Source organism: Ornithinimicrobium carbonis, assembly GCF_977012275.1.
Map to the genome: position 1 here is coordinate 2,405,901 of NZ_OZ348993.1, position 23,725 is coordinate 2,429,625.

The 23,725-nt window shown below is 74.2% G+C and carries 24 protein-coding genes; 17 read left to right on the forward strand and 7 right to left on the reverse strand.

The features are described from left to right. Positions 1–190: 190 nt before the first annotated feature. From hrcA to ptsP, 11 genes are all read left to right on the forward strand, one after another. Positions 191–1,216 carry a heat-inducible transcriptional repressor HrcA gene (gene hrcA, locus ACWHYA_RS11005; RefSeq protein ID WP_425941105.1) on the forward strand — a complete coding sequence of 342 codons (1,026 nt, stop codon included), beginning with the start codon at positions 191–193 and terminating at the stop codon, positions 1,214–1,216. A 122-nt stretch (positions 1,217–1,338) separates the two neighbouring features. Continuing rightward, positions 1,339–2,466 carry a molecular chaperone DnaJ gene (dnaJ, locus tag ACWHYA_RS11010; protein ID WP_425941104.1) on the forward strand — a complete coding sequence of 376 codons (1,128 nt, stop codon included), beginning with the start codon at positions 1,339–1,341 and terminating at the stop codon, positions 2,464–2,466. 22 nt (positions 2,467–2,488) lie between these two features. After that, positions 2,489–3,247: a 16S rRNA (uracil(1498)-N(3))-methyltransferase gene (locus tag ACWHYA_RS11015; protein WP_425941102.1), complete on the forward strand. Its 759-nt coding sequence runs from the start codon at positions 2,489–2,491 to the stop codon at positions 3,245–3,247. Next, positions 3,244–4,620: an MFS transporter gene (locus ACWHYA_RS11020; RefSeq protein ID WP_425941100.1), complete on the forward strand. Its 1,377-nt coding sequence runs from the start codon at positions 3,244–3,246 to the stop codon at positions 4,618–4,620. Before ACWHYA_RS11015 ends, ACWHYA_RS11020 begins: the two co-directional genes overlap by 4 nt. A 43-nt stretch (positions 4,621–4,663) precedes the next feature. Further along, complete coding sequence (locus ACWHYA_RS11025) at positions 4,664–5,710, forward strand: PhoH family protein (protein ID WP_425941099.1); 1,047 nt, start codon at positions 4,664–4,666, stop codon at positions 5,708–5,710. Then, positions 5,707–6,207: an rRNA maturation RNase YbeY gene (gene ybeY, locus ACWHYA_RS11030; RefSeq protein WP_425941097.1), complete on the forward strand. Its 501-nt coding sequence runs from the start codon at positions 5,707–5,709 to the stop codon at positions 6,205–6,207. The genes ACWHYA_RS11025 and ybeY overlap by 4 nt, the downstream gene beginning before the upstream one ends. Then, the gene (locus tag ACWHYA_RS11035; protein WP_425941095.1) at positions 6,204–7,568 is read left to right on the forward strand and encodes a hemolysin family protein; all 1,365 of its coding nucleotides are present in this window, start codon (positions 6,204–6,206) and stop codon (positions 7,566–7,568) included. Before ybeY ends, ACWHYA_RS11035 begins: the two co-directional genes overlap by 4 nt. Beyond that, positions 7,558–8,496, forward strand: a complete 939-nt coding sequence (era, locus tag ACWHYA_RS11040) for a GTPase Era (RefSeq protein WP_425941094.1) — start codon at positions 7,558–7,560, stop codon at positions 8,494–8,496. The genes ACWHYA_RS11035 and era overlap by 11 nt, the downstream gene beginning before the upstream one ends. Before the next feature lie 57 nt (positions 8,497–8,553). Then, complete coding sequence (gene dhaK / locus ACWHYA_RS11045) at positions 8,554–9,558, forward strand: dihydroxyacetone kinase subunit DhaK (RefSeq protein ID WP_425941093.1); 1,005 nt, start codon at positions 8,554–8,556, stop codon at positions 9,556–9,558. Positions 9,559–9,568: 10 nt separating this feature from the next. Beyond that, positions 9,569–10,207, forward strand: a complete 639-nt coding sequence (dhaL, locus tag ACWHYA_RS11050) for a dihydroxyacetone kinase subunit DhaL (RefSeq protein WP_425941091.1) — start codon at positions 9,569–9,571, stop codon at positions 10,205–10,207. Beyond that, positions 10,204–12,813, forward strand: coding sequence for a phosphoenolpyruvate--protein phosphotransferase (ptsP, locus tag ACWHYA_RS11055; RefSeq protein ID WP_425941089.1), 2,610 nt, complete (start codon positions 10,204–10,206; stop codon positions 12,811–12,813). Before dhaL ends, ptsP begins: the two co-directional genes overlap by 4 nt. On the opposite strand, the gene ACWHYA_RS11060 is transcribed toward ptsP, so the two are convergent. After that, positions 12,779–13,414: an alpha-ketoglutarate-dependent dioxygenase AlkB gene (locus ACWHYA_RS11060; RefSeq protein WP_425941087.1), complete on the reverse strand. Its 636-nt coding sequence runs from the start codon at positions 13,412–13,414 to the stop codon at positions 12,779–12,781. The two genes, ptsP and ACWHYA_RS11060, sit on opposite strands and share 35 nt — an antisense overlap. 102 nt (positions 13,415–13,516) lie before the next feature. Between ACWHYA_RS11060 and recO the strand changes: the two genes are divergently transcribed. Beyond that, a complete protein-coding gene (recO, locus tag ACWHYA_RS11065; RefSeq protein ID WP_425941085.1) occupies positions 13,517–14,248 on the forward strand; it encodes a DNA repair protein RecO in 732 nt (243 codons plus the stop codon). Between the two features lie 2 nt (positions 14,249–14,250). Beyond that, positions 14,251–15,042, forward strand: a complete 792-nt coding sequence (locus tag ACWHYA_RS11070) for an isoprenyl transferase (RefSeq protein WP_425941083.1) — start codon at positions 14,251–14,253, stop codon at positions 15,040–15,042. Positions 15,043–15,064: 22 nt separating this feature from the next. On the opposite strand, the gene ACWHYA_RS11075 is transcribed toward ACWHYA_RS11070, so the two are convergent. The 5 genes from ACWHYA_RS11075 to ACWHYA_RS11095 form a co-directional block, all read right to left on the reverse strand. Then, positions 15,065–15,463 carry a Fur family transcriptional regulator gene (locus tag ACWHYA_RS11075; RefSeq protein ID WP_425941081.1) on the reverse strand — a complete coding sequence of 133 codons (399 nt, stop codon included), beginning with the start codon at positions 15,461–15,463 and terminating at the stop codon, positions 15,065–15,067. Beyond that, entirely contained in the window at positions 15,460–16,500 is a 1,041-nt protein-coding gene (locus ACWHYA_RS11080) for a metal ABC transporter permease (protein ID WP_425941080.1), read from the reverse strand. Before ACWHYA_RS11080 ends, ACWHYA_RS11075 begins: the two co-directional genes overlap by 4 nt. Further along, a complete protein-coding gene (locus tag ACWHYA_RS11085; RefSeq protein WP_425941078.1) occupies positions 16,497–17,228 on the reverse strand; it encodes a metal ABC transporter ATP-binding protein in 732 nt (243 codons plus the stop codon). Before ACWHYA_RS11085 ends, ACWHYA_RS11080 begins: the two co-directional genes overlap by 4 nt. After that, positions 17,225–18,286: a metal ABC transporter substrate-binding protein gene (locus ACWHYA_RS11090; protein WP_425941076.1), complete on the reverse strand. Its 1,062-nt coding sequence runs from the start codon at positions 18,284–18,286 to the stop codon at positions 17,225–17,227. The genes ACWHYA_RS11085 and ACWHYA_RS11090 overlap by 4 nt, the downstream gene beginning before the upstream one ends. A 69-nt stretch (positions 18,287–18,355) precedes the next feature. Then, positions 18,356–18,715 (reverse strand): DUF6703 family protein, encoded by a 360-nt coding sequence (locus ACWHYA_RS11095; protein WP_425941074.1) that lies wholly within the window; start codon positions 18,713–18,715, stop codon positions 18,356–18,358. A 63-nt stretch (positions 18,716–18,778) separates the two neighbouring features. On the opposite strand from ACWHYA_RS11095, the gene ACWHYA_RS11100 reads away from it, so the two are divergent. After that, a complete protein-coding gene (locus tag ACWHYA_RS11100) occupies positions 18,779–20,188 on the forward strand; it encodes a glycine--tRNA ligase (RefSeq protein ID WP_425941072.1) in 1,410 nt (469 codons plus the stop codon). 1 nt (position 20,189) lies between these two features. On the opposite strand, the gene ACWHYA_RS11105 is transcribed toward ACWHYA_RS11100, so the two are convergent. Next, positions 20,190–20,798 (reverse strand): LysE/ArgO family amino acid transporter, encoded by a 609-nt coding sequence (locus ACWHYA_RS11105; protein WP_426947705.1) that lies wholly within the window; start codon positions 20,796–20,798, stop codon positions 20,190–20,192. 91 nt (positions 20,799–20,889) lie between these two features. On the opposite strand from ACWHYA_RS11105, the gene ACWHYA_RS11110 reads away from it, so the two are divergent. From ACWHYA_RS11110 to ACWHYA_RS11120, 3 genes are all read left to right on the forward strand, one after another. Continuing rightward, positions 20,890–21,438 carry a type 1 glutamine amidotransferase domain-containing protein gene (locus ACWHYA_RS11110; protein ID WP_425941068.1) on the forward strand — a complete coding sequence of 183 codons (549 nt, stop codon included), beginning with the start codon at positions 20,890–20,892 and terminating at the stop codon, positions 21,436–21,438. A gap of 152 nt (positions 21,439–21,590) precedes the next feature. Continuing rightward, entirely contained in the window at positions 21,591–22,907 is a 1,317-nt protein-coding gene (gene dusB / locus ACWHYA_RS11115) for a tRNA dihydrouridine synthase DusB (RefSeq protein ID WP_425941066.1), read from the forward strand. A gap of 97 nt (positions 22,908–23,004) precedes the next feature. Next, positions 23,005–23,718, forward strand: coding sequence for a response regulator (locus tag ACWHYA_RS11120; RefSeq protein ID WP_425941064.1), 714 nt, complete (start codon positions 23,005–23,007; stop codon positions 23,716–23,718). Positions 23,719–23,725: the final 7 nt, after the last annotated feature.

The window sequence follows — 23,725 nt, forward strand, 5'->3', positions numbered from 1 at the left end:
TCGGTTGCCTGCCCGGCTCGCTCGGTCGCCTGCCCGGCTCGCTCGGTTGCCCGACCGGCTCGCTTGCCCCGGCCGCGTAGACTGGCACTCGACGCTCAGGAGTGCCAGGCCCCCGTGCCGGCAGCCCCGGGGTCGCCGACGGTCCGGGACCGTCGGCCCGACAGCACCGACGACGGAGGTGGAGGAGATCATGACCGTCAGCGACGACCGACGCCTCCAGGTGCTGCGCGCGATCGTGCAGGACTACGTGCGCACCTCCGAGCCCGTGGGCTCCAGGGCCCTGCTCGAGCGCCACCAGCTGGGGGTGTCCGCCGCCACGGTGCGCAACGACATGGCCGTGCTGGAGGAGGAGGGCCTGATCACCGCCCCGCACACCAGCGCCGGGAGGGTGCCCACGGACGCGGGCTACCGGCTCTTCGTCGACCGCCTCTCGGCGGTCAAGCCGCTCAGCCGCGGGGAGCGGACCGCGATCGAGCACTTCCTGCAGGGGGCGGTCGACCTCGACGACGTGGTCTCGCGCACCACGCGGCTCCTGTCGAGCCTGACCCACCAGGTCGCGGTGATGCAGTACCCCAGCCTGTCCCGTTCCACGGTCCGGCACGTGGAGCTCGTCCCCATCGGCGGTCCCCGCCTCATGGTGGTCCTCATCGTCAACACCGGACGGGTCGAGCAGCGGGTCATCGACACCGGCCGCGAGCTGACCGCCGACGCGGACCTGGTGGCCGACCTGCGCTCGCGGATCAACTCCGCCTCCGTCGGTCAGCCGCTCCCGAGCGTCCCGGCCCGGCTGGACGTTCTCGTGGACGGCGTGGCCCCGGAGGACCGGCCGGTGGCGACCGCCGTCGCCCGCGCGCTGGCCGACGCGGTCGCCGAGCAGGCCGAGGAGCGCATCTTCCTCAGCGGCACCGCCAACCTCGCCCGGTCCGGGAACGACTTCCCCACCTCGCTGTCCGCGGTGCTGGACGCCCTCGAGGAGCACGTCGTGCTGCTCCGCCTCATGGGCAGCATGGCCACCCTCGCCGACGGGGACCAGGTCGCGGTCAGCATCGGGATGGAAAATCCCTACGAGCCGCTGCGGACCACCTCGGTCGTCGCCACCAGCTACGGCGACGCGGGCGGCCTGGGTGTGGTCGGTCCCACCCGGATGGACTACCCCCAGGCGATGGCGGCCGTGCGGGCCGTGGCCCGCTACGTCGCCGAGATCCTGGACGGATGACCCTGCACGCCCCTGACCGGACGACCGTCCCTGCCGGTCGACGACGACATGGCCCGGCATAGTTCGGGCGCCCGCGCCGTTGACACTCCCGTTGCCCCCGACCACCAAGGAACTTCCACGCCGTGAACGACTACTACGCCGACCTCGGGGTCTCCCGCGACGCCAGCGCCGAGGAGATCAAGAAGGCCTACCGCAAGAAGGCGCGCCACCTGCACCCCGACGTCAACCCCGGCCCGGACGCCGAGGCCGAGTTCAAGCGGGTCTCCCAGGCCTACGACGTGCTCTCCGACCAGTCCAAGCGGACGGCCTACGACCGCGGCCAGGACCCCTACGCGGGCGCCACCGGCGGGTTCGGCCAGGGATTCACCTTCACCGACATCATGGACGCCTTCTTCGGGGGCACCGCGGCCGGCACGCGGGGTCCGCGCTCGCGCGTGCAGCGGGGCCACGACGCCCTCGTGCGCCTGGACGTGGAGCTGTCCACCGCCGTCTTCGGCGGCGAGGAGAACCTGACGGTCGACACGGCCGTGCGCTGCTCCACCTGCACCGGGTCGGGCGCCCAGCCCGGCAGCGGGACCCGCACGTGCGCGGTCTGCTCCGGCCGCGGCGAGGTGCAGCAGGTGCAGCGCTCCTTCCTCGGCCAGGTGATGACCTCGCGCCCCTGCCAGGCCTGCCGGGGCTACGGCGACGTCATCGAGCACCCGTGCTTCGACTGCTCGGGGGAGGGTCGGGTCCGCACCCGGCGCGAGCTGACCATTAAGGTGCCCGCCGGGGTCGACAGCGGGACCCGCATCCAGCTGGGCGGCGAGAGCGAGGTCGGTCCCTTCGGCGGTGAGCCGGGGGACCTCTACGTGGAGATCGCGGTCGCCCCGCACGAGACGTTCACCCGGCGCGGCGACGACCTGCACTGCCGGGTCGAGGTGCCGATGACGGCCGCGGCGCTGGGCGCCACCCTGCCGGTGGAGACCTTCGACGGTCCGGTCGAGGTCGACGTGCCCGAGGGCACCCAGCCCGGCCAGACCGTGACCCTGCCCGGCCTCGGGGTGGGGCACCTGCGGGCGCAGGGGCGGGGCGACGTCGTGGTCCACCTCGACGTGCGCGTCCCGACCCGCCTCAGCGCGCCCCAGCGCGAGCTTCTCGTCCAGCTGGCGGCGGAGCGAGGGGAGACCGACCCGGAGGGTCGGATGGCGACCGTGGGGTCGCACGCCGGGCGCGCCGGCAAGTTCTGGGACGCGCTGCGCGGCCGGTGACGGCGACCGTGGCGGTGCCATCGTGACCGCACCGCTCTTCGTCGTCGGCCCCGAGCTGCTGACCGGCGACGGAGCGGTCCTGCGGCTGGACGGCCCCGAGGGTCGCCACGCCGCCGACGTCCAGCGCCTGGGGACGGGCGAGACGCTGGTCCTCGCCGACGGCCGGGGTGCCTGGGCCCGGTGCCGGGTCGAGGAGGCACACCGGGGCGCGCTGGACCTGGTGGTGCTGGAGCGCGGCACCGACCCGGCGCCACCGGTGCGCCACGTGCTCGTCCAGGCGCTCGCCAAGGGCGACCGCGACCTGCAGGCGGTGGAGAGCGCCACCGAGATGGAGGTCGACGAGGTCGTGCCGTGGCAGGCCGACCGCAGCATCGTGCGCTGGCGGGGGGAGCGGGCCGCGAAGTCCCACCGCCGGTGGGAGCAGCAGGTCCTGGCGGCGGGCAAGCAGGCCCGGCGCACCCGCCTGCCGGTCGTCGCCGGGCTCGCCGGCCGGACGGACCTGCTCGCGCGCGCCTCCGCCGCGGACCTCGCGCTGGTCCTGCACGAGGAGGCCGAGGAGACCCTGACCGCCGTGCTGGACGGCACCGACCTCACCGGGAGCTCCGGACCCCTCGAGGTGGTGGTCGTCGTGGGGCCCGAGGGGGGCATCACCCCTGAGGAGCTGACCGCGCTGCGCGACGCGGGCGCACGCGCCGTGCGCCTCGGTGGTGCCGTCCTGCGCACCTCGACGGCCGGTGCGGCTGCGCTCGCCCTGCTCAACGCCCGCGGACGGTGGCGATGAGCACCGCCCCCCGGGAGCTTCCGGTGCGTCCGTCGGTGCCGCCGTCCATCTTCTCCCCGGGGCTGCGCAGCACCTCGGTCGGCGCCGCCGCCCTCATCTCCCTCTTCGCCCTGGAGTACATCGCCGTCGGGGCGGCCATGCCGACCGTGGCCGCCGACCTGCAGGGCTACCACCTGTACAACATGGCCTTCGGCGCCACGGTGGCCGCCAGCGTCGTCGGCATGGTCGTGGGCGGCTGGTGGTCCGACCGTGCCGGGCCCCGTCCCGTCGTGCTCGCCGGGGCCGGCCTGTTCACCGCCGGTCTGCTGCTCGCCGGCCTGGCCGGCACCATGGAGGTCTTCGTCGTCGGCCGGGGCCTGCAGGGCCTGGGCAGCGGGCTGTCGACCGTCGCGCTCTACGTCGTCATCGCCCAGCGCATCCCCGACCAGCGCCGGCCGGCGGTGTTCTCCCTGCTGGCCGCGGCCTGGGTGGTGCCCGGGCTGGCCGGCCCCCTGCTCACGGGGCTCGTCGTGGAGCGGTTCACCTGGCACTGGGTCTTCCTGGGCGTGGCCCCGTTCGTCGCCCTGTCCGTGGCGGTGCTGTGGCGGGCCCTGGCCGCCACCCGTCCCGGCGCGGGCGCGGCATACCTGCGGCCGGCCACCATCGCCTGGGCCGTCGTGGCCGCGGTCGCGGTCGGGGTGCTCAACCTGGCCGGGACCTCCGTGGACGGCGTGGAGCGGATCGTGGGGCCCGCGCTGCTCCTGCTGCTGCTCGTCGCCTCCTGGCACCTGCTCCCGGCGGGGACGCTCACGCTGGCCCGGGGGTTGCCCTCGGTGATCGGCGTGCGCGCGGCCATGGGGGGTTCCTTCCTGGCGGCCGAGGCCTACCTGCCGCTCATGCTGCGCGACGAGCACGGCTACTCCCCGGCGCAGGCCGGTGCGGTGCTCGCGGTCGCCTCGGTGACCTGGGCGCTGGGGTCCTGGGCCCAGGGGCGCCTGGGGGAGACCTCGGACCGCTACACCCTGATGCGGGTGGGGGTCGTCGTCTTCCTCACCCTCATGGTCGGGCTCGTGGTGGCGGTGGCCCTCACCTGGCCGGGCTGGGTGGTCGTCCTGCTGTACGGCGCCGCCACCCTGGGGGTCGGGCTGGCCTACCCGACGACGTCGCTGCTGACGATGCGGCTGTCGCCGGAGGCGGAGATCGGCCGCAACAGCTCGGCCCTGCAGGTGGGCGAGTCGCTGACCGGTGCGGTGACGCTGGCCGTGACCGGCGTCGTCTTCGGCGTCTTCTACGGCACCGACCCGCACGCGGCGTTCGTGGGCACCCTGGCGGTGGCCGTCTCCGTGGGCGCGGTGTCGGTGCTCAGCGCCTGGCGCGCCCGGTCGGCGGCCTGACGATGGGGCTCCTGGCCGCACCCCGCCTAGACTGGAGCACCTGATGAGCGAACCCCAGCCCGGACCCCGCGTGGTCCCCACCCACACCGTCGTCGTCCCCGACGACGTCCCCATGGTCAGCCTGCTCGGTCCCCGGGACGAGCTGCTGCGCACGATCGAGCGCGCCTTCCCCAAGGTCGACGTCCACGTGCGCGGCAACGAGTTCCGGCTCACCGGGGACACCGGTGAGATGGCGCTGGTCGAGCGGCTCGTCGACGAGCTGCTCGCGGTCGCCGCCACCGGTCAGCCGCTGAACCGGGACGCGGTGGAGCGCTCGATCGGCATGCTGCGCACGAGCACCACCGAGCGTCCCGCCGACGTGCTGACCATGAACATCATCAGCAGCCGCGGGCGCACGATCCGCCCCAAGACGCTCAACCAGAAGCACTACGTCGACGCGATCGACGATCACACCATCATCTTCGGTCTGGGGCCGGCCGGCACCGGCAAGACCTACCTGGCGATGGCCAAGGCGGTCGCGGCCCTGCAGGCCAAGCAGGTCAACCGGATCATCCTGACCCGGCCCGCCGTCGAGGCCGGCGAGCGGCTGGGCTTCCTGCCGGGCACCCTCAACGACAAGATCGACCCCTACCTGCGTCCGCTGTACGACGCACTGCACGACATGGTCGACCCGGACTCGATGGCCAAGCTCATGGCGGCCGGCACGATCGAGGTCGCGCCGCTGGCCTACATGCGGGGGCGCACGCTCAACTCGGCGTTCATCATCCTGGACGAGGCGCAGAACACCTCCCCGGAGCAGATGAAGATGTTCCTGACCCGCCTCGGCTTCGGCTCCAAGATGGTGGTCACCGGGGACACCACCCAGGTCGACCTGCCCGGGGGGACCAGCTCGGGCCTGAAGGTCGTCCAGGACATCCTGCACGACGTCGACGACATCCACTTCGCCCACCTCACCAGCGACGACGTCGTGCGCCACCGCCTGATCAGCGACATCGTCGACGCCTACGGCCGCTACGACGCCCGGCGCGCCGGGCAGGACCGGGCCCGGTCCCCGCGGCGCACCCGGACGGGGGAGGGGTCGGCACCGTGAGCGTGGAGGTCCTCAACGAGTCGGGGGAGGTGCCCTCACCCTGCCCGGAGCAGGAGCTGGCCGACCTGGCCAGGCACGTCCTCGACCAGCTGCGGGTCCATCCCCGGGCCGAGCTGACGGTGACCCTCGTCGACGAGGCGACGATGGCCGCCCTGCACGAACGGTGGATGGACCTGGCCGGTCCCACCGACGTGATGAGCTTCCCCATGGACGAGCTGCGTCCCGGTCGGGAGGACGCCGAGCCGGTGGAGGGCGTGCTGGGCGACGTCGTGCTGTGCCCGGCCGTCGCGCGCGCCCAGGCCGCCGCCGCCGGACACGCCGTCGGGGACGAGCTGCTGCTGCTGACCACCCACGGCATCCTGCACCTGCTCGGGTTCGACCACGCCGAGCCCGCCGAGGAGCGCGAGATGTTCGACCTGCAGCGCACGCTGCTGCTGACCTTCCTGGCCCAGCGCGGGCGGACCACGACGGCGGCGCCGGAGGCGGGCCGCACGTGACCCCGCTCGTGCTGGTGGCCGTCGTCGCCACCGTCGTGGCCTTCCTGCTCACCGCCGGCGAGACCGCGCTCCAGCGGGTGACCCGGCACCGCGCCGAGCAGCTGTCCGACGAGGGCCGTCGGGGTGCGCGCGCCCTGCTGCGGATCAGCGCGGACCCGGCCCCCTACCTGGCCGTGGCCACCTTCGTGCGGGTCACGGCCGAGGCCGCCACCGCGGTGGCGGTCACGGTCGCGGTCGACATGGTCACCGACTCGCACTGGCAGACCGCCCTGGTCGCCACCGGCATCATGGCGGTCGTCTCGTTCGTCGTCGTCGGGGTCTCCCCGCGCACCCTGGGTCGACAGCACGCCGAGGCGGTCGCGCTGACCGCGGCGCCGGTGGTGCGGTTGCTGCGCCTGCTGCTCGGCGCCGTCGCCAAGCTGCTCGTCGTCTTCGCCAACGCGGTCACCCCCGGTCGCGGCTACGCGGAGGGCCCCTTCGCGACCGAGTCCGAGCTGCGCGAGCTCGTCGACCTCGCGGGCGACTCGGCCGTCATCGAGGACGAGGAGCGGGACATGATCCACTCGATCTTCGAGCTGGGCGACACGGTCGTGCGGGAGGTCATGGTGCCGCGGCCGGACCTGGTCACCATCAAGGACGAGAAGGTCCTGCAGCAGGCCATGTCCCTGTTCCTGCGCTCGGGCTTCTCCCGTGTCCCGGTGGTCGGGGAGGACACCGACGACGTGCTGGGGATGCTCTACTTCAAGGACGTGGCGCGCCAGGTCAACGCCAACCCGGGGGCCGCCCGGTCGGTCGCGGTCACCGAGGTGATGCGCACCGTGCAGCGCGTCCCGGAGATGAAGCGGGTCGACGAGCTGCTGCGGGAGATGCAGCGCGCCCGTCAGCACGTCGCCGTCGTCATCGACGAGTACGGCGGCACCGCCGGCCTGGTGACGATCGAGGACATCGTGGAGGAGATCGTCGGGGAGATCACCGACGAGTACGACCGGGACCAGGTCGAGGTCGAGCGCGTGCTGGACGAGGACGGCCAGGAGCGGGTCCGCGTCCCGGCCAACCTGCCCGTGGACGACCTGGCGGAGATGTTCGAGGTCGAGATCGAGGCCGAGGACGTCGACTCCGTCGGTGGGCTGCTGGCCACCGCCCTGGGAATGGTCCCGATCCAGGGGGCGGTCGCCGAGGTCGCCGACCTGGAGCTGACCGCCGAGCGGATGGCCGGGCGGCGCCGCCGCGTCGCGACCGTGCTGGTCCGCCGCCTGCCTGCGCCCGATCCCGACCAGCCCGGACGCCCCGGGACCACGGTCGACCCCGCCGCCGACACCGACACCGACACCGAGTCCACGGAGGTCACCCGTGCATCCTGACCCGCCCGCCACGGGCGGACCCGAGCACCGCAGCGGGTTCGCCTGCCTCGTGGGGCGGCCCAACGCCGGCAAGTCCACGCTGACCAACGCCCTCGTCGGCAGCAAGGTGGCCATCACCTCCTCCAAGCCGCAGACGACCCGGCACACGATCCGCGGGATCCGCACCACCGCCGACTCCCAGCTGGTGCTGGTCGACACCCCCGGGCTGCACCGGCCCCGCTCGCTCCTGGGCCAGCGGCTGAACAACCTGGTGCGTGAGGCCCTGCTGTCCGTCGACGTCATCGGCTTCTGCCTGCCCTCCGACCAGCGGGTGGGTCCGGGCGACACCTACATCGCCAAGGACCTTCTCGAGCTGCACCGCGTGCGCCGGGTCCCGGTCGTGGCCATCGCCACCAAGGCCGACGCGGTGGGCCGCGACAGGCTGGCGGAGCACCTGGTGGCGATCGACCGGCTGGGCGACTGGGACGCGATCATCCCGTGCTCGGCGGTCAGCGGGGAGCAGGTCGAGCAGGTCGCGGACCTGCTGGCCTCCTACCTGCCGCCGTCCCCTCCCCTCTACCCCTCCGACCAGGTGAGCGACGAGTCGACGGTCGTGATGATCGCCGAGCTCGTCCGGGAGGCCGCCCTGGAGGGGGTGCACGACGAGCTGCCGCACAGCCTGGCCGTCCAGGTCGACGAGATCGTGCCGCGCCCCGACCGTCCCGAGGGTGACCCCATGAGCGACGTGCGGGTCAACGTCTTCGTGGAGCGCCCCAGCCAGAAGGCGATCATCATCGGGCGGGGAGGCTCGCGCCTGCGCGAGGTCGGTACCACCGCCCGGCGCGGCATCGAGGAGCTCCTCGGCCACCGCGTCTACCTCGACCTGCACGTGAAGGTGGCCAAGGACTGGCAGCGCGACCCCAAGCAGCTGGACCGGCTCGGCTTCTGAGGCGACCGTCGTGCGGTCGCGCGTGTGCCGCCGTCCGGCAGGTGGCAGAGTGACCCCATGAAGAAGCTCCTCAACGACCCCGCCGACATGGTGGTCGAGGCGCTGACCGGCATGGCCCTGGCCCATCCGGACCTGATCGAGGTGGACCTCGGGGCCAGGGTGGTGAGCCGGCGCGGAGGGCCGGTCCCGGGCAAGGTGGGCGTCGTCGCCGGCGGGGGGTCCGGGCACGAGCCGCTGCACGCGGGCTACGTCGGTGCGGGGATGCTCGACGCCGCCTGCTGCGGGGAGGTGTTCACCTCACCCGTCCCCGACCAGTGGCTCGCGGCCGTCCGCGCCGCCGACGGCGGCGCGGGGGTGCTGCTGGTCGTCAAGAACTACACCGGGGACGTGCTCAACGTCGACATGGCCGTGGAGCTCGCCGGGCTGGACGGGGGACCCGAGGTCGAGGTCGTCCTCGTGGCCGACGACGTCGCGGTCCAGGACAGCACCTGGACCGCCGGGCGTCGCGGGACGGGCCTGACCGTGCTGCTGGAGAAGCTCGTCGGTGCCGCCGCGGAGGAGGGCCGGTCCCTGGGCGAGTGCACGGCGCTGGCGCGCCGGCTCACGGCCGGCGGGGGGTCGATGGGCGTGGCGCTGGACTCGCCGACCGTCCCGGCGGGGGGCGCCCCCACCTTCGTCCTGTCCGAGGGGGAGATGGAGCTGGGCGTGGGGATCCACGGCGAGCCCGGACGCGCCCGGGTGCCCGCGACGTCGGCCCGGGAGGTGGCCGCAGCCCTCGTCGGACCGGTGCTGGGCGACCTGGGCCTGCGGTCCGGGGAGAGCGTGCTGGTCCTGGTCAACGGGCTGGGCGGGACCCCGCTCATGGAGCTGTACCTCATGCACCACGAGGTCCACGCCCTGCTGGACCGGGCCGGTGTCACCGTGGCCCGGTCGTTGGTGGGCAACTACATCACGTCGCTGGAGACGGCCGGCTGCACGGTCACCCTCCTGCGCGCCGACGACGACGTCGTGGCCCTGTGGGACGCCCCCGTGGCGACCCCCGGGCTGCGATGGGGATCCTGAGAGGAACGAGATGGCAGACCTGAAGTCCTTCCAGCGGTGGATCGCGGAGGCCGCCGCCGACCTGATCGAGCAGGCGGACCACCTCACCGAGCTCGACCGCGCCATCGGTGACGGCGACCACGGGACGAACATGGCGCGGGGGTTCGGCCGGTGCGCCGAGCTGGCCGAGCACGAGGAGTTCGGAGGCATCGACGCATACCTGAAGAAGGTCGGGATGACCCTCGTCGGCACCGTGGGGGGAGCCTCGGGCCCGCTGTACGGCACCTTCTTCCTGCGGATGGCCGGACCGCTGTCGGCGACCGCCGACGCCGGCGTCTTCGAGGTGGGTCAGGGTCTGCGGGCCGGGGTGGAGGGGATCGTGGCCCGCGGCAAGGCCGAGGCCGGGGACAAGACGATGTATGACGCGTTCGCACCGGCCGTGGCGGCGTTCACCGCCGCAGCGGGCGACGGGGGGGCCCTCCCCGTCTGCCTGGAGGCGGCCGCGGCCGCGGGCGAGGAGGGGCGGGACGCGACGCTGCCGCTGGTCGCCCGCAAGGGGCGGGCCTCCTACCTGGGTGAGCGCAGCGCCGGACACCTCGACCCCGGTGCCGCGAGCGCCGCGATCCTTCTGCGCTCGGCCGCGCGGGCGCTGGGCGCGGACGCCCGTTGATCTCCCTGGTCGTCGTCTCCCACAGCCGCACCCTCGCGGAGGCCGCGGTCGAGCTGGCGACGCAGATGCTCCACGGCCCGGGTCGGCCCCACGTCGAGGTCGCGGCCGGCCTGGACGACGGGCGGCTGGGGTCGGACGCCGCGGACGTGGCCCGGGCGCTCGCGCGGTCGGACGCGGCCAGCGACGGCGCAGGGGTGCTGGTCCTGCTGGACCTGGGCAGCGCCGTCCTCTCGGCCGAGATGGCCCTGGAACTGCTCGACCCGGCCGTGGCCGGGCGGGTCCGGCTCAGCGACGCCCCGCTCGTGGAGGGCCTGCTCGCGGCGGTGGTGACGGCCGCGGGCGGCGGCGGGCTCGAGGCCTGCGCCCGGGAGGCCGCGGCCGGCCTGCGGGCCAAGAGCCAGCACCTCGGCGCGGGGGCACCCGGGGTGGTCGCAGGAGCGGCAGCACCCGCCGGGCCCCCCGGGGTGGCGTCCCCGGAGGGGGACGGCGGGTCCGCGGCCGGGGGTGACGGCACGCCCTCGGCGCCGGCCAGGACGGCACCCACGGCGTCCGTCGAGCTGGCCGTGACCGCCGAGCACGGGCTGCACGCCCGCCCGGCCGCCCGGCTGGTCTCCTGCGCCGCCCGCCACGCTCCGACGACCACCGTCCGTCTGCGCAACCTGACGGTCGGCCGGGGGCCGGTGGACGCGCTGTCCCTGTCTGCGGTGGCCACCCTGGACGCCCAGCAGGGGCACGTGCTGCTGGCCGAGGCCGACGGACCGTCGGCGCAGGAGGTGCTCGCCGAGCTGGAGGAGCTGGCGCTGCGCGGGTTCGGGGACGAGCCCGGGCCCGCCGAGCCGCTCTCGGACGTCGAGGTCCCGGTGCCGGCCGTCTCCTCCGAGCCGGGGGTGGCCGGGTCGGGGCTGGAGGCCGCGGTCGGCCCCTCGCTGCGCCTGCACCCCGTCCTGGAGTCCGTCGAGGACCACGCGGGGACCGTGGCGGAGGAGCACCAGCGGCTCCACGAGGCGGTCGCCGGGGTGCTGGAGCGCCTCGCCGAGCTCGCGGACCGCGCCCGGCGGCACCTGGGTCAGGGCGAGGCCGAGGTCTTCGAGGCGCACGCGACGCTGCTGCGGGATCCCCGGATCACCGGTGCCGCCCACGCCCGGATCGAGGCGGGCGAGCCGGCGGCGGCCGCCTGGGCGGCCTCGATCGAGAGGGCCGCCGGGGCCTTCGCCGACCTCGCCGACCCCTACCAGCGCGAGCGGGGCCAGGACGTGCACAGCGTCGGGGACCGGGTGGTCCGCCTGCTGCTGGGCGCGGACGAGCCGGGCAGCACCGCGCACGGGATCCTGGTCGTCGACGAGCTCGACCCCGCCCTCGCGATCTCCCTGGACGCCTCCCGGGTGCAGGGGGTCCTCACGCGCCGGGGAGGAACGACCGGGCACGGGGTGCTCATCGCCACCGCGAGGGGGGTTCCGGTCCTCACGGGGGTGGGTGACCGGGCCGACGTGCCCGACGGCACCGTGGTGGCCTTCGACGCGCGCAGCGGCGACCTGGTCGTCGACCCCGAGCCCGCGCTGCGCCAGGCGTTCGAGCGGATGGTCGACGACCGGCGGCGAGAACGGGAGCGGGCGCTGCGGCACGCGCTCTCGCCCGCCGTGACGACCGACGGGGTCCGGGTGCGCGTCAAGGCCAACGTCTCCTCCCTCGCGGTGGCCCGCCTGGGAGCCGCCCTGGGGGCCGAGGGGTCCGGGCTGGTCCGGACCGAGGCCGTCTTCGCCCAGTGGCGGCAGGCGCCGTCGGTGGCCCAGCAGGTCGAGGTCTACGCCGCCATGGCCCGCGTCTACCACCCCCACCCGGTGACGATCCGCACGTGGGACGTCGGCGGGGACAAGCCGCTGCCGTTCCACCCCGTCGCCCCCGAGCAGAACCCCTTCCTCGGTGTGCGGGGGCTGCGCGCCTTCGCCGAGGACCCCTCGCTCCTGCTCGACCAGCTGCAGGCGATCTGCACCGTGGCGGTGGACCACCCGGTGGCGGTGCTCTTCCCCATGGTCACGACCATCCAGGACGTGCGCTGGGCCCAGGAGCAGCTGGGCCGCGCCGCCGCGCGGGCGGGTCTGGAGGCACCGCCCCCCGGACTGCAGGTGGGCATCATGGTCGAGGTGCCGGCCGCCGCGCTCGGCATCGCCCGGTTGGCGCAGGGGCTGGACCTGGTCTCGATCGGCAGCAACGACCTCGTGCAGTACACGTTGGCCACGGAGCGCGGGAACCCCCGCCTGGCCGCGTGGTCGGACGCCCTGGACCCGGCCGTGCTCTCGCTCGTGCGGACGGTGGCCGACGGCGCCCCGGACGGGGTGCGGGTGGGCCTGTGCGGTGCGATGGCCGGCGACCCGGACCTGGCCGGCCTGCTCGTCGGGCTCGGGGTGCACGAGCTCAGCGCCTCCGCTGCCGCGGTCCCCCTCGTCAAGCAGCGGCTGCGCACGGGCAGCGCCGCCCAGTTCGTCGAGCTGGCCGACCAGGCCCTGGCCTGCGCCGACGGAGCCGCGGTCCGGGCGCTGGTGCAGGCCTCCCTGCCGACACCCACCGTGCGGCTCAGCGGACCCCTCGCGGCCGGAACTGCACGCTGATCCTCGGGCCGACGGGCTGGGTGGTCTTGGGGACGCAGTGGTCCCAGGTGCGCTGGCAGGCGCCGCCCATGACGAGCAGGTCGCCGTGCCCCAGGACGAACCGGGTGCTCGGTCCACCGCCCCGGGGACGCAGCAGCAGCGCCCGTGGGGCGCCCAGGCTGACGATCGCCACCATCGTGTCCGCGGCCGAGCTGCGACCGTGGCGGTCGCCGTGCCACGCCACGCTGTCGCGACCGTCGCGGTAGAGGCACATCCCGGCCGTGACGAAGGGTTCGCCCAGCTCCTGCCGATAGTGGGACCCGAGCTCCTCCCGGGCGCCGGTGAGGACCGGGTCGGGCAGCGGCTCGCCCTCGCGGTAGAACCGGAGCAGCCGGGGTGTCTGCACCTCGCGCTCCCACATCTGGCGCCGCTCGCCGCGCCACTCGACCCCGGCGGACCCGCCCAGGGTCAGCCGGGTGAACAGCTCGTCCGAGCCGGTCACCCAGCCCGGCCGCAGGTCGACCCAGGCGGTCGCGTCGAGGGTGGTCCGGTGCACCGCCCCCGCGAGGGGGCGCAGTCCGACCTCGTCGACCTGGTCGAGCAGGGAGCCCTGGAGCATCATGGTCTGAGTAGAACAAATGTTCGATCATCACGCAACAGCGGAGGGGGCGCCGCGCGTCGCGGCCTCCCTCCACGAGCGGCCCGCGTGGGGGATGATGGGGCCATGCCCACCTACCGAGAGGCCGCGGTCGTCCTGCGGACCTACAAGCTCGGGGAGGCCGACCGCATCGTCATCCTGCTGACCCGGGGCAGGGGCAAGGTGCGGGCGGTGGCCAAGGGGGTGCGGCGCACCAGGAGCAGGTTCGGGGCCCGGCTGGAGCCGGGGATGGTCGTGGACGTGCAGTGCTACGAGGGGCGCACCCTCGACACCGTGACCCAGGCTGACGGCCTGGCCGCCTACGGGGAGGCGATCGCCCGGGACTACCCGGCGTGGACGGCCGCCCACGTGATGCTCGAGACGTGCGAGCAGCTGACCGAGGAGGGGCAGGTGGCCACCCAGCACTTCCGTCTGCTCGCCGGCGGGCTGTCCGCACTCGCCGCGGGGGAGCACGAGCCGCGGATGGTGCTGGACTCCTACCTGGTCCGAGCCCTGGCCATCGGCGGCTGGCGGGCCAGCTTCGTCGACTGCGCCCGCTGCGGCATGAGCGGCCCGCACCGCGCCTTCCACGTCCCCTCCGGCGGGGCGGTGTGCCCCGTCTGCCGACCGCCAGGGTCCACCGCACCGGCGCCGGAGACCCTGGAGCTGCTGGGGGCCCTGCTCACCGGCGACTGGCAGGTCGCCGCGCACAGCCAGAGCCGGCACCGCGCCGAGGCCAGCGGCCTCGTGGCCGCCTACCTGCAGTGGCACCTGGAGCGGGGCGTGCGCTCCCTGCGCCACCTCGAGAGGATCCGCTGACCGTGGTCACCCGCCCGCACGGGCCCGTCCCGCCCGACCCCCACCCCACCGGGGCGCGTCCCCCGGACGTGCCGCGCGAGCTGGTGCCGCGCCACGTGGCCATCGTCATGGACGGCAACGGCCGCTGGGCCAACCAGCGGGGGCTGCGGCGCACCGAGGGTCACGAGGCGGGGGAGGCGTCGCTGCTGGACGTCATCGCCGGCGGCATCGAGATCGGGGTCGGGTGCATCAGCGCCTACGCCTTCTCCACCGAGAACTGGCGGCGCAGCCCCGACGAGGTGCGCTTCCTCATGGGGTTCAACCGCGACGTCATCCACCGGCGGCGCGACCAGCTGGACTCCTGGGGCGTGCGGGTGGTGTGGTCGGGCCGCACCCCGCGGCTGTGGAGGTCGGTCGTCAACGAGCTGCAGGACGCCGAGCGCCGCACCCGGGACAACGACGTCATCACGCTGAACTTCTGCGTCAACTACGGGGGGCGGGCCGAGATCGCCGACGCCGTCCGCCGGATCGGCGAGGACGTGCGGGCGGGGAAGCTCTCGCCCCGGGGGATCGACGAGCGCACGGTCGGGCGCTACCTCTACCACCCCGAGGTGCCCGACGTGGACCTGTTCCTGCGCAGCTCGGGGGAGCAGCGCACGTCCAACTTCCTGCTCTGGCAGAGCGCCTACGCCGAGATGGTCTTCCAGGACGTGCTCTGGCCCGACTACGACCGGCGGGACCTGTGGCGCGCGATCGAGGAGTATGCCGCCCGCGACCGCCGCTACGGGGGAGCGGTCGACCGGGCCTCGAGCTGACCCCTGCGCCGGGCGACCGCGGTCAGGTGCCGGCGCAGCTGCCGCAGGTGCCGAACACCTCCAGCGTGTGCTCCACGTCGGAGAAGCCGTGCTCGGCGGCCACGGCGTCGGTCCACAGCTCCACGGCGGGCCCCTCGATCTCCACGGTCCGGCCGCACTCCCGGCAGACCAGGTGGTGGTGGTGGCCCGTCGAGCACCGCCGGTAGACGGCCTCGCCGTCGTCGGTGCGGATCATGTCCACCTCGCCGCTGGCGGCCAGCGCCGTGAGGGTGCGGTAGACGGTGGCCAGCCCGACCCGTTCGCCGGAGTCGCGCAGCCGGGCGTGCAGGTCCTGGGCGCTGGTGAAGTCCTCGCCCGCACCGAGCTGCTCGACCACCGCCGCCTGCTGACGGGTGGGCCTGCGCCTGGAGGTCGTGCTCACCGGACCACCTCGTGCTCCTCGATGCCGGGTCCCCCGGGGCGGCCGTGGTCCCGGCCCCGTTCCTGGCCGTGGTCGCCCGCGTGCTCGTCGTAGTGCCCCTCGTGGGCGGCGTGCCGGTGACCGTCGTGGAGGTAGTCGACGTGGTCGCCGTGCAGGACGGCCTCGTGCCCGCACCCCGGCCCGTGCTCGTGCAGGTGGCGCTCGGCGTGCCGGTGACGACGGGCGGCGAGCTGGCGACGGGCGGCACCGGCGAGCGTGGTCAGCACGAAGAGCCCGATGGCCAGCAGGACGATCGTGCCCCCGGCCGCGGTGTCCGCGTGGTAGGAGGTGACCACCCCGCCCACGGAGGCGGTGATGCCCAGTCCCACGGCCCAGGCCCCGGCGGCGCGGAAGCTGCCGGCCACCTGCTGGGCCGCCGCGTTCGGCACGACCATGAGAGCGCTGATGAGCAGCAGCCCGACGACGCGCATCGCCACGACGACGGTCACGGCGGTCAGCACCGCCAGCAGGATGTTGAGCCCGAGCACGGGCAGGCCGCTGGCGCGGGCGTACTCCTCGTCGCCGGCCACCGCGAAGAAGCGCAGCCGCAGGACCAGCGTCACGCCCACGATCACGGCGGAGAGGACCGCGAAGACCGCGAGGTCGGAGCGGGTGGTCGTGGTGATCGCCCCGAACAGGTAGCCGGTGAGGCTGCCGGTCTGGGCGCCCTCGGCGCGGTTGATGATGACCACGCCCGCGGCGATGCCGCCGTAGAACATGATCGCCAGGGCGACGTCGCCGGAGGCCCGCCCCCGGGCGCGCACCAGCTCGATGGCCACCCCCGCCGCGACGGCCGCCACCATCGCCGCCCACACCGGGCTCTGCTGGGTGGCCACGCCCACGGCGACGCCGGCCAGGGCCACGTGCCCGATCCCGTCGCCGACGAGGGAGAGCCGGCGCTGGACGAGGAAGATGCCCACCAGGGGGGCGGCCAGGCCCACGAGCAGGGCCGCCAGCAGGGCGTTGCGCATGAACTCCAGCTCCAGCATCGCGCTCACGCCACCCACCCCCTGCCCGCGGTGCGCGCGAGGCCGGACTGGTGCTCGGCATACCCCGACGGGTCGCCGTCGAAGGTGAGCCGCCCGGCGTCCACCTCGACGATGCGGTCGACGACGCCGCGCAGCGCGCTCAGCTCGTGGGTGACCACGAGCATGGTCGTGCCAGCCTCGCCGAGGCGCTGCAGGACCCCGGCGAGGACCGCCTGGCTGGCGACGTCGACCCCGGCCGTGGGCTCGTCCATGACGAGCACCTCCGGCCCCGCGACCAGGGCCCGGGCGATGAGCACGCGGCGCTGCTGGCCCCCGGAGAGGGTCTCCACCTCGAACCGGGCCCGGTCGGCCAGCCCCACGGTCTCCAGCGCCTCCTGGACCGCGATCCGGTCCGCCCGGGTGGCCGGGCGCCACCACGGCCGGCCCGCCAGCAGGCCGGTGGAGACCACCTCGGTGACCGTGGCGCGCACCCCGCCGGTGAGGGTATGACGCTGGGGCACGTACCCGATCCGGGTGCGCTCGCGGAGCCGGTCCAGGGGGGAGCCGAGCACGGTGACTTCACCGGAGAGGTGGTCGGCCAGGCCCAGCAGACCCTTGACGAGGGTGCTCTTGCCCGCCCCGTTGGGCCCCAGGAAGGCCAGCACCTCGCCGGACCCCACCGTCAGGTCGACATCGGAGACCACGGGGCGGCCGTCGTAGCCGAAGGTGGCCCGGTGCAGCGCCAGGACGGTGCTCACGAGCAGCCCTGCCCCTCGCGCAGCGTCTCCAGGTTGGCCAGCATGATGCTCTCGTAGTCCTCTCCCACGGACCCCTCCCCGATCCCGTCCGCGGGATCGAGCACGAGCACCCGGGTGCCGGTCTCCTGCGCGACGGTGCGGGCGATCGCCTCGGGCAGGAGGGGCTCGGTGTAGACCGCCCCGACCCCCAGCTCGCGGACCAGCTCGGTCACCTCGGCCAGCCGGGCGGGGGAGGGCTCGGACTCCGGGCTCACGCCGGTGATCCCCACGACGTGCAGGTCGTAGCGCGCGCCCAGGTAGCCGAACGCCTCGTGGGTGGTCACCACGTCCCTGCTCTCGCAGGTGGCCAGGCCCTCGGCCAGCCGGGCGTCGAGGTCGCTCATGACGTCCGAGAAGGCCTGACCGTTGACTGCGTAGTCGTCGGCGTGGGCCGGGTCGAGCCTGGCGAGCTCGGCGACCACCGCCTGCGCGACGTCGTCGTAGCGCTGCGGGTCGAGCCAGAAGTGAGGGTCCTCCGTGCCGTGGTCGTGGCTGTCGTCGGTGTCGCCGTCCGCGTGCTCGGCCTGCCCCTCGTCCTCCCCGTGGTCGGTGTCGTCGACCGGCTCACCCGCGTGCTCGGCGTGCTCCTGCTCGCTCTCGTCGAGCAGGATCAGGTCCGCGGCCGGCACCACGTCGAGGCTGTGGTCGGGAGCCTGCTGCTGCACTGCGGCGTCCACCGCCGCCTGCATGCCGTCCTGGTAGACGACGAGGTCGGCCTCGCCCAGGCCGGCCACCTGCCGCGGCGTGAGCTCCACGTCGTGGGGGTCGATGCCGGGGGCGGTGAGCGTGGACACCTCGACGTGCTCGCCGCCGACCGTGCGGACGAGGTGCTCCAGGGGGTAGAAGGCCGCGACGACCTGCAGGGGGGTGCCGCCGTCGGTCACCTCCGCGGCGTCGGGCGCGCCGTCCGTCGCCGGGGCGTCCGCGGGTCCGTCCGCCGGTCCGCCGGCGGGGCCGCAGGCGGCCAGCAGCACGGCCAGGGGCAGCAGGGTCGCGGCGGTCCGCGCTCGCAGGGTCATGCCACCGAGAATGACCGAGAATGAGAATGATTGTCAATTCAGGGTCTCGTGCGGGGACCGGCGGGTCGGTCAGGCGCGGGGGACCAGCTGGGTCACGGTGACGACCGCGAAGAGCAGCAGGACGGTGCCCCGCATGAGCCGCTCCACGGTGGTCAGGCGCGGCCAGGAGAGGTAGAGCAGCCACAGGATGAAGGCGAGCGCGAGCCCGACGAGCACCCAGCCCACCACGCCGCCGAGGAAGCCGCCGAGGAGCATGGTGGCGAGCAGGACGAGGAAGGGCAGCCACACCGGCAGCCGCGCCAGGCGGGTCAGGGCGGGCAGGGAGCGCTGCTCCACGGCATACCGGAGGCGGCCCGGGCCCGGCTCCTCCCGAGGGGCTGCGGAGGGGTGCTCGGGACGGGGCTGGGACGGGCGGGACGCGTCGGACACCCCACCAGCCTAAGTCCCGTGGAGGGTCCGGCCGGGCCGGGGCAGGACCGTACACTGGCGCCCATGTCGCAGACCTCCACCGTCGATCTCGTCGTCTCCCTCGCCAAGCGCCGTGGCTTCGTGTTCCCGTGCGGGGAGATCTACGGCGGGACCAGGTCGGCCTGGGACTACGGACCGCTCGGGGTGGCGCTGAAGGAGAACATCAAGCGCCAGTGGTGGCGCGCCATGGTGCAGACGCGCGAGGACGTGGTCGGCCTGGACTCCTCGATCATCCTGCCCCGGCAGACGTGGGTGGCCTCCGGGCACGTGGGCGAGTTCTCCGACCCGCTGACCGAGTGCCAGTCCTGCCACAAGCGGTTCCGGGTGGACCACATGCAGGAGGCGGTCGCGGAGAAGAAGAACAGGAAGGCACGGCCGGGCGAGGAGATCGACCCCGACGAGGTGCCCCTGTCGGAGATCACCTGCCCCAGCTGCGGCAACAAGGCCTGGACCGAGCCGCGCGAGTTCAACATGATGCTCAAGACCCACCTCGGCCCGGTCGAGGACGAGTCCGGCCTGCACTACCTGCGCCCCGAGACCGCGCAGGGCATCTTCGTCAACTTCGCCAACGTCATGGGGGCCTCGCGCAAGAAGCCACCGTTCGGCATCGCCCAGACCGGCAAGAGCTTCCGCAACGAGATCACCCCGGGCAACTTCATCTTCCGCACCCGTGAGTTCGAGCAGATGGAGATGGAGTTCTTCGTCAAGCCGGGCGAGGACGAGGAGTGGCACCAGTACTGGATCGAGGAGCGGACCCGCTGGTACACCGACCTGGGCATCGCCCCGGAGAACCTGCGGCACTTCGAGCACCCGGCCGACAAGCTGTCCCACTACTCCAAGCGCACCGTCGACATCGAGTACCGGTTCAACTTCACCGGCTCGGAGTGGGGAGAGCTGGAGGGGATCGCCAACCGGACCGACTTCGACCTGAGCACCCACAGCCAGCACTCGGGGCAGGACCTGTCCTACTTCGAGCAGGCCACCGGCGAGCGGTGGACGCCCTACGTCATCGAGCCGGCGGCCGGCCTGTCCCGCTCGCTGATGACCTTCCTCGTGGACGCCTACACCGAGGACGAGGCGCCCAACGCCAAGGGCGGGGTGGACAAGCGGACGGTGCTGCGGCTCGACCCGCGCCTGGCGCCGATGAAGGTGGCCGTCCTGCCGCTGTCGCGCAACGCCGACCTGACGCCGAAGGCCAAGGACCTGGCGGCGCGCCTGCGGCAGCACTGGATGGTCGACTTCGACGACGCGGGGGCGATCGGCCGGCGCTACCGCCGCCAGGACGAGATCGGCACGCCGTTCTGCGTGACGGTCGACTTCGACACCCTCGACGACCAGGCGGTGACGATCCGGGAGCGGGACTCCATGTCCCAGGAGCGGGTCGCCCTCGACCAGGTCGAGGGCTTCCTGGCCCAGCGTCTGGTCGGTTGCTGACTCAGCCGCCGAGCACCAGCCCGACGCCGAGGGAGACCATGACCACGGCGATGAGCGCGTCGAGCACCTGCCAGGAGCGCGGCCGCGCGAACAGTGGCTGCAGCCGGCCGCTGCCGTAGCCCAGCGCGGCGAACCAGGTGACGCTGGCCACCACCAGCCCGGCGTAGTACCACCACCGGCCCTGGAGGCCGTGGCTGTTGGCGATCGCCCCGAGGATGACCATGTCCAGGTACAGGTGCGGGTTGAGCCAGGTCAGGGCGGCCATCGTGGCCAGGGCCGGGCCCAGTCCGCGGTCGACGGTCCGCGCCGCCCGCAGGGACTCCTCGGCCCGCAGCGCGCGGCGGGCGGCGAGCAGGCCGTAGCCGACGAGGAAGGCCCCACCGCCCCACCGGGCCACCTGCAGGAAGGGCGGCCAGGCCTCGACGACGGCGCCGATCCCCAGCACGGCGGCCAGGATGAGGACAGCGTCGGACAGGGCGCACAGCGCCACCAGCGGACCCACGTGGCGACGGACGATCCCCTGCCGCAGCAGGTAGGCGTTCTGTGCACCGACCGCGGCGATCAGCGCCCATCCGGTGAGCAGCCCGGAGAGGACGAGGGAGACCGGCACCGCCACAGGGTATGCCGTGCACGTGCGACCGGCGCGGACGCGGCATACCGTGGACGGGACCGAGCGACCCCCGAGCACGAGGAGGATCCCCATGGCAGAACTGGACGGACGCACGATCGCGTTCCTGGCGACCGACGGCTTCGAGGACAGCGAGCTGACCTCGCCCTGGGACGCGGTGACGGAGGCCGGCGCCCGCGCGGTGCTGGTGTCCTCCGAGGACGGCACGATCACCGGCAAGAAGGGGCACGAGGCGGGCGTGGACCAGACCACCGGGGGCAGCGACCCGTCCGCGTTCGACGCCCTGGTGCTGCCCGGCGGCGTCGTGAACGCCGACCACATCCGCATGGACGAGGACGCGGTGGCCTTCGCCCGGCACTTCTTCGAGGCGGGCAAGCCGGTCGGGGTCATCTGCCACGGCGCCTGGATCCTGGCCGACGCGGACGTGCTGACGGGCCGCACGCTCACCTCCTACGCCAGCCTGCGGACCGACCTGCGCAACGCCGGGGCCACCTGGGTCGACGAGGAGGTCCACGTGGACCAGGGCCTGGTCTCCAGCCGCACGCCCGAGGACCTGCCGGCGTTCAACGCCAAGATCGTCGAGGAGTTCGCCGAGGGGCGGCACGAGAGTCAGCAGGCCTGATCGGACCGCTCACCCCGGGGCGCGCCCGGCCATCCGGTGGTGGCCGGGCGCGCCGCGTCGTCCTCCCGGTGGTGGCCGGGCGCGCCGCGTCGCCCCCCGCTCCCGGCGTCCTGCGGGAGCACGCCGCCCGGGATGGGACAATCGGACACGCCATGACGCTCACCTCCACGACCGCCCCGCCCTCCCAGGAGTCCTTTGTCGCCCCGGGCGGCCCGCTCCTGCCGCCCCTGCAGATCGGACCGCACCGGATCCAGGCCCCGGTCGTGCTCGCGCCGATGGCCGGGATCACCAACCGGGCGTTCCGACAGCTGTGCCGCGAGTACGGCGAGCAGGGGCTGGCGCACGCGGACGGGACCCGTGCCCCCGACCGCGCACCGGGGGCCGACGACGCCGGCGGGGCAGCAGGTGCCGCGGGAGGGGCCGAGGCCGGAGGCGCCGGGTGCCTCTACGTCAGCGAGATGATCACCAGCCGCGCGCTCGTCGAGCGCACCCCGATCTCGATGAAGCTCATCGAGCACGGCCCGGGGGAGGACCCGCGCTCGGTCCAGCTCTACGGGGTGGACCCCGCGACGGTGGGCGCCGCGGTGCGCATGCTCGTGGACGAGGACCGCGCCGACCACGTCGACCTCAACTTCGGCTGTCCGGTCCCCAAGGTGACGCGCAAGGGGGGCGGCTCGGCCCTGCCCTGGAAGACCGACCTGTTCCGCGGGATCGTGAGGGCGGCCGTCCGCGAGGCCTCCCCGGCGGGGATCCCGGTCACGGTCAAGATGCGGGTGGGGATCGACGCCGAGCACGAGACCTTCCTGGACGCCGGCCGCATCGCCGAGCAGGAAGGAGTGGCCGCGGTGGCGCTGCACGCCCGCACCGCCGCACAGGCCTACTCCGGGCAGGCCGACTGGGACCGCATCGCCGAGCTCAAGCAGGCGGTGCGCACCATCCCCGTGCTGGGCAACGGCGACATCTGGTCGGCCGACGACGCGGTGGCCATGGTGGAGCACACCGGCTGCGACGGGGTCGTCGTGGGGCGCGGCTGCCTGGGACGGCCCTGGCTGTTCACCGACCTGGCCGCCGCGTTCGCCGGCTCCCACGTGCGGGTGGTGCCCGACCTGCGGGAGGTGACCCGGGTGCTGCGACGGCACGCCGAGCTGCTGGTGGAGTTCCACCAGGACGAGGCCCGCGGCTGCCGGGACATCCGCAAGCACATCGCCTGGTACTTCAAGGGCTTCGCCGTCGGCGGCGACCTGCGCCACCAGCTGGGCCTCGTGGACTCCCTCGCGGCGCTGGACCGGCTCGTGGACACCCTGGACCTGGACCAGCCGTGGCCCGGGGAGGCGGCCGAGGGCCAGCGCGGGCGGGCCGGGTCGGCCCGGGTCGTCGCCCTGCCGGACCGCTGGCTGGAGTCCCGTGAGCTGGACGCCGCGCAGGCCGCCTCCGTGGCCCAGGCCGAGCTCTCGGTGTCCGGGGGCTGACCCGGGGACGGGCGGCCCGACGGCACGGGGGGCCTCTTCACACGATCTGCACACGTCATACCCCCGCCGCCCACGCCGGCCCTCCTAGCCTGGGGACATGCCCACCCAGCCCCCCGCCCCGGACGCGCCGCTCGTGCTCGTCGTCGAGGACGACCCGACGATCAACCAGGCCCTCGCCGACCGGCTGCGGGCGGACGGCCTGAGGGTGCAGCAGGTCCACGACGGCCCGGCGGCGCTCGAGGCCTGCGAGGGGACCACCCCCGACCTGGTGCTGCTCGACGTGATGCTGCCGGGGATGGACGGGCTGGAGGTGTGCCGCCGCATCCAGGCCGCACGTCCGGTGCCCGTCCTCATGCTCACCGCCCGCGCCGAGGAGACGGACGTGCTCGTGGGGCTGGGGGTGGGGGCCGACGACTACCTGACCAAGCCCTTCCGGATGCGCGAGGTGGTCGCCCGGGTGCGGGCGCTCCTGCGGCGGGTGGAACGGGCCCGGGCGCTCGCGGTCGACCCGCCCCCGGTCCTGCGCCGGGGCGACCTCGTCCTGGACCGCGGTGGCCGGCGCGTCCTCCTGCACGGGCACGAGGTGCACCTGACGCCCCTGGAGTTCGAGCTGCTGGCGACCCTGGCCCTGTCACCGGGGACGGTCCATCCGCGGGCCGAGCTGATGGAGCAGGTGTGGGGCTGGGCCGACGCGCGCGGCACCCGCACGCTGGACAGCCACGTGAAGTCCCTGCGCGCCAAGATCGGCGCTGCCCGCGTCCGCACCGTCCACGGGGTGGGCTACGCCCTGGAGGTCGACCATGCCGGCTGATCGGACG

What these genes read in the sequence shown, in the direction of transcription:
- ACWHYA_RS11100 (WP_425941072.1), top strand. Translation starts at nt 18,779, where the DNA reads ATGTCGCAGACCTCCACCGTCGATCTCGTCGTCTCCCTCGCCAAGCGC.
- dhaK (WP_425941093.1), top strand. Translation starts at nt 8,554, where the DNA reads ATGAAGAAGCTCCTCAACGACCCCGCCGACATGGTGGTCGAGGCGCTG.
- dusB (WP_425941066.1), top strand. Translation starts at nt 21,591, where the DNA reads ATGACGCTCACCTCCACGACCGCCCCGCCCTCCCAGGAGTCCTTTGTC.
- hrcA (WP_425941105.1), top strand. Translation starts at nt 191, where the DNA reads ATGACCGTCAGCGACGACCGACGCCTCCAGGTGCTGCGCGCGATCGTG.
- ACWHYA_RS11120 (WP_425941064.1), top strand. Translation starts at nt 23,005, where the DNA reads ATGCCCACCCAGCCCCCCGCCCCGGACGCGCCGCTCGTGCTCGTCGTC.
- ACWHYA_RS11060 (WP_425941087.1), bottom strand. Translation starts at nt 13,414, where the DNA reads ATGATGCTCCAGGGCTCCCTGCTCGACCAGGTCGACGAGGTCGGACTG.
- ACWHYA_RS11020 (WP_425941100.1), top strand. Translation starts at nt 3,244, where the DNA reads ATGAGCACCGCCCCCCGGGAGCTTCCGGTGCGTCCGTCGGTGCCGCCG.
- ACWHYA_RS11110 (WP_425941068.1), top strand. Translation starts at nt 20,890, where the DNA reads ATGGCAGAACTGGACGGACGCACGATCGCGTTCCTGGCGACCGACGGC.
- dhaL (WP_425941091.1), top strand. Translation starts at nt 9,569, where the DNA reads ATGGCAGACCTGAAGTCCTTCCAGCGGTGGATCGCGGAGGCCGCCGCC.
- ACWHYA_RS11025 (WP_425941099.1), top strand. Translation starts at nt 4,664, where the DNA reads ATGAGCGAACCCCAGCCCGGACCCCGCGTGGTCCCCACCCACACCGTC.
- recO (WP_425941085.1), top strand. Translation starts at nt 13,517, where the DNA reads ATGCCCACCTACCGAGAGGCCGCGGTCGTCCTGCGGACCTACAAGCTC.
- ACWHYA_RS11090 (WP_425941076.1), bottom strand. Translation starts at nt 18,286, where the DNA reads ATGACCCTGCGAGCGCGGACCGCCGCGACCCTGCTGCCCCTGGCCGTG.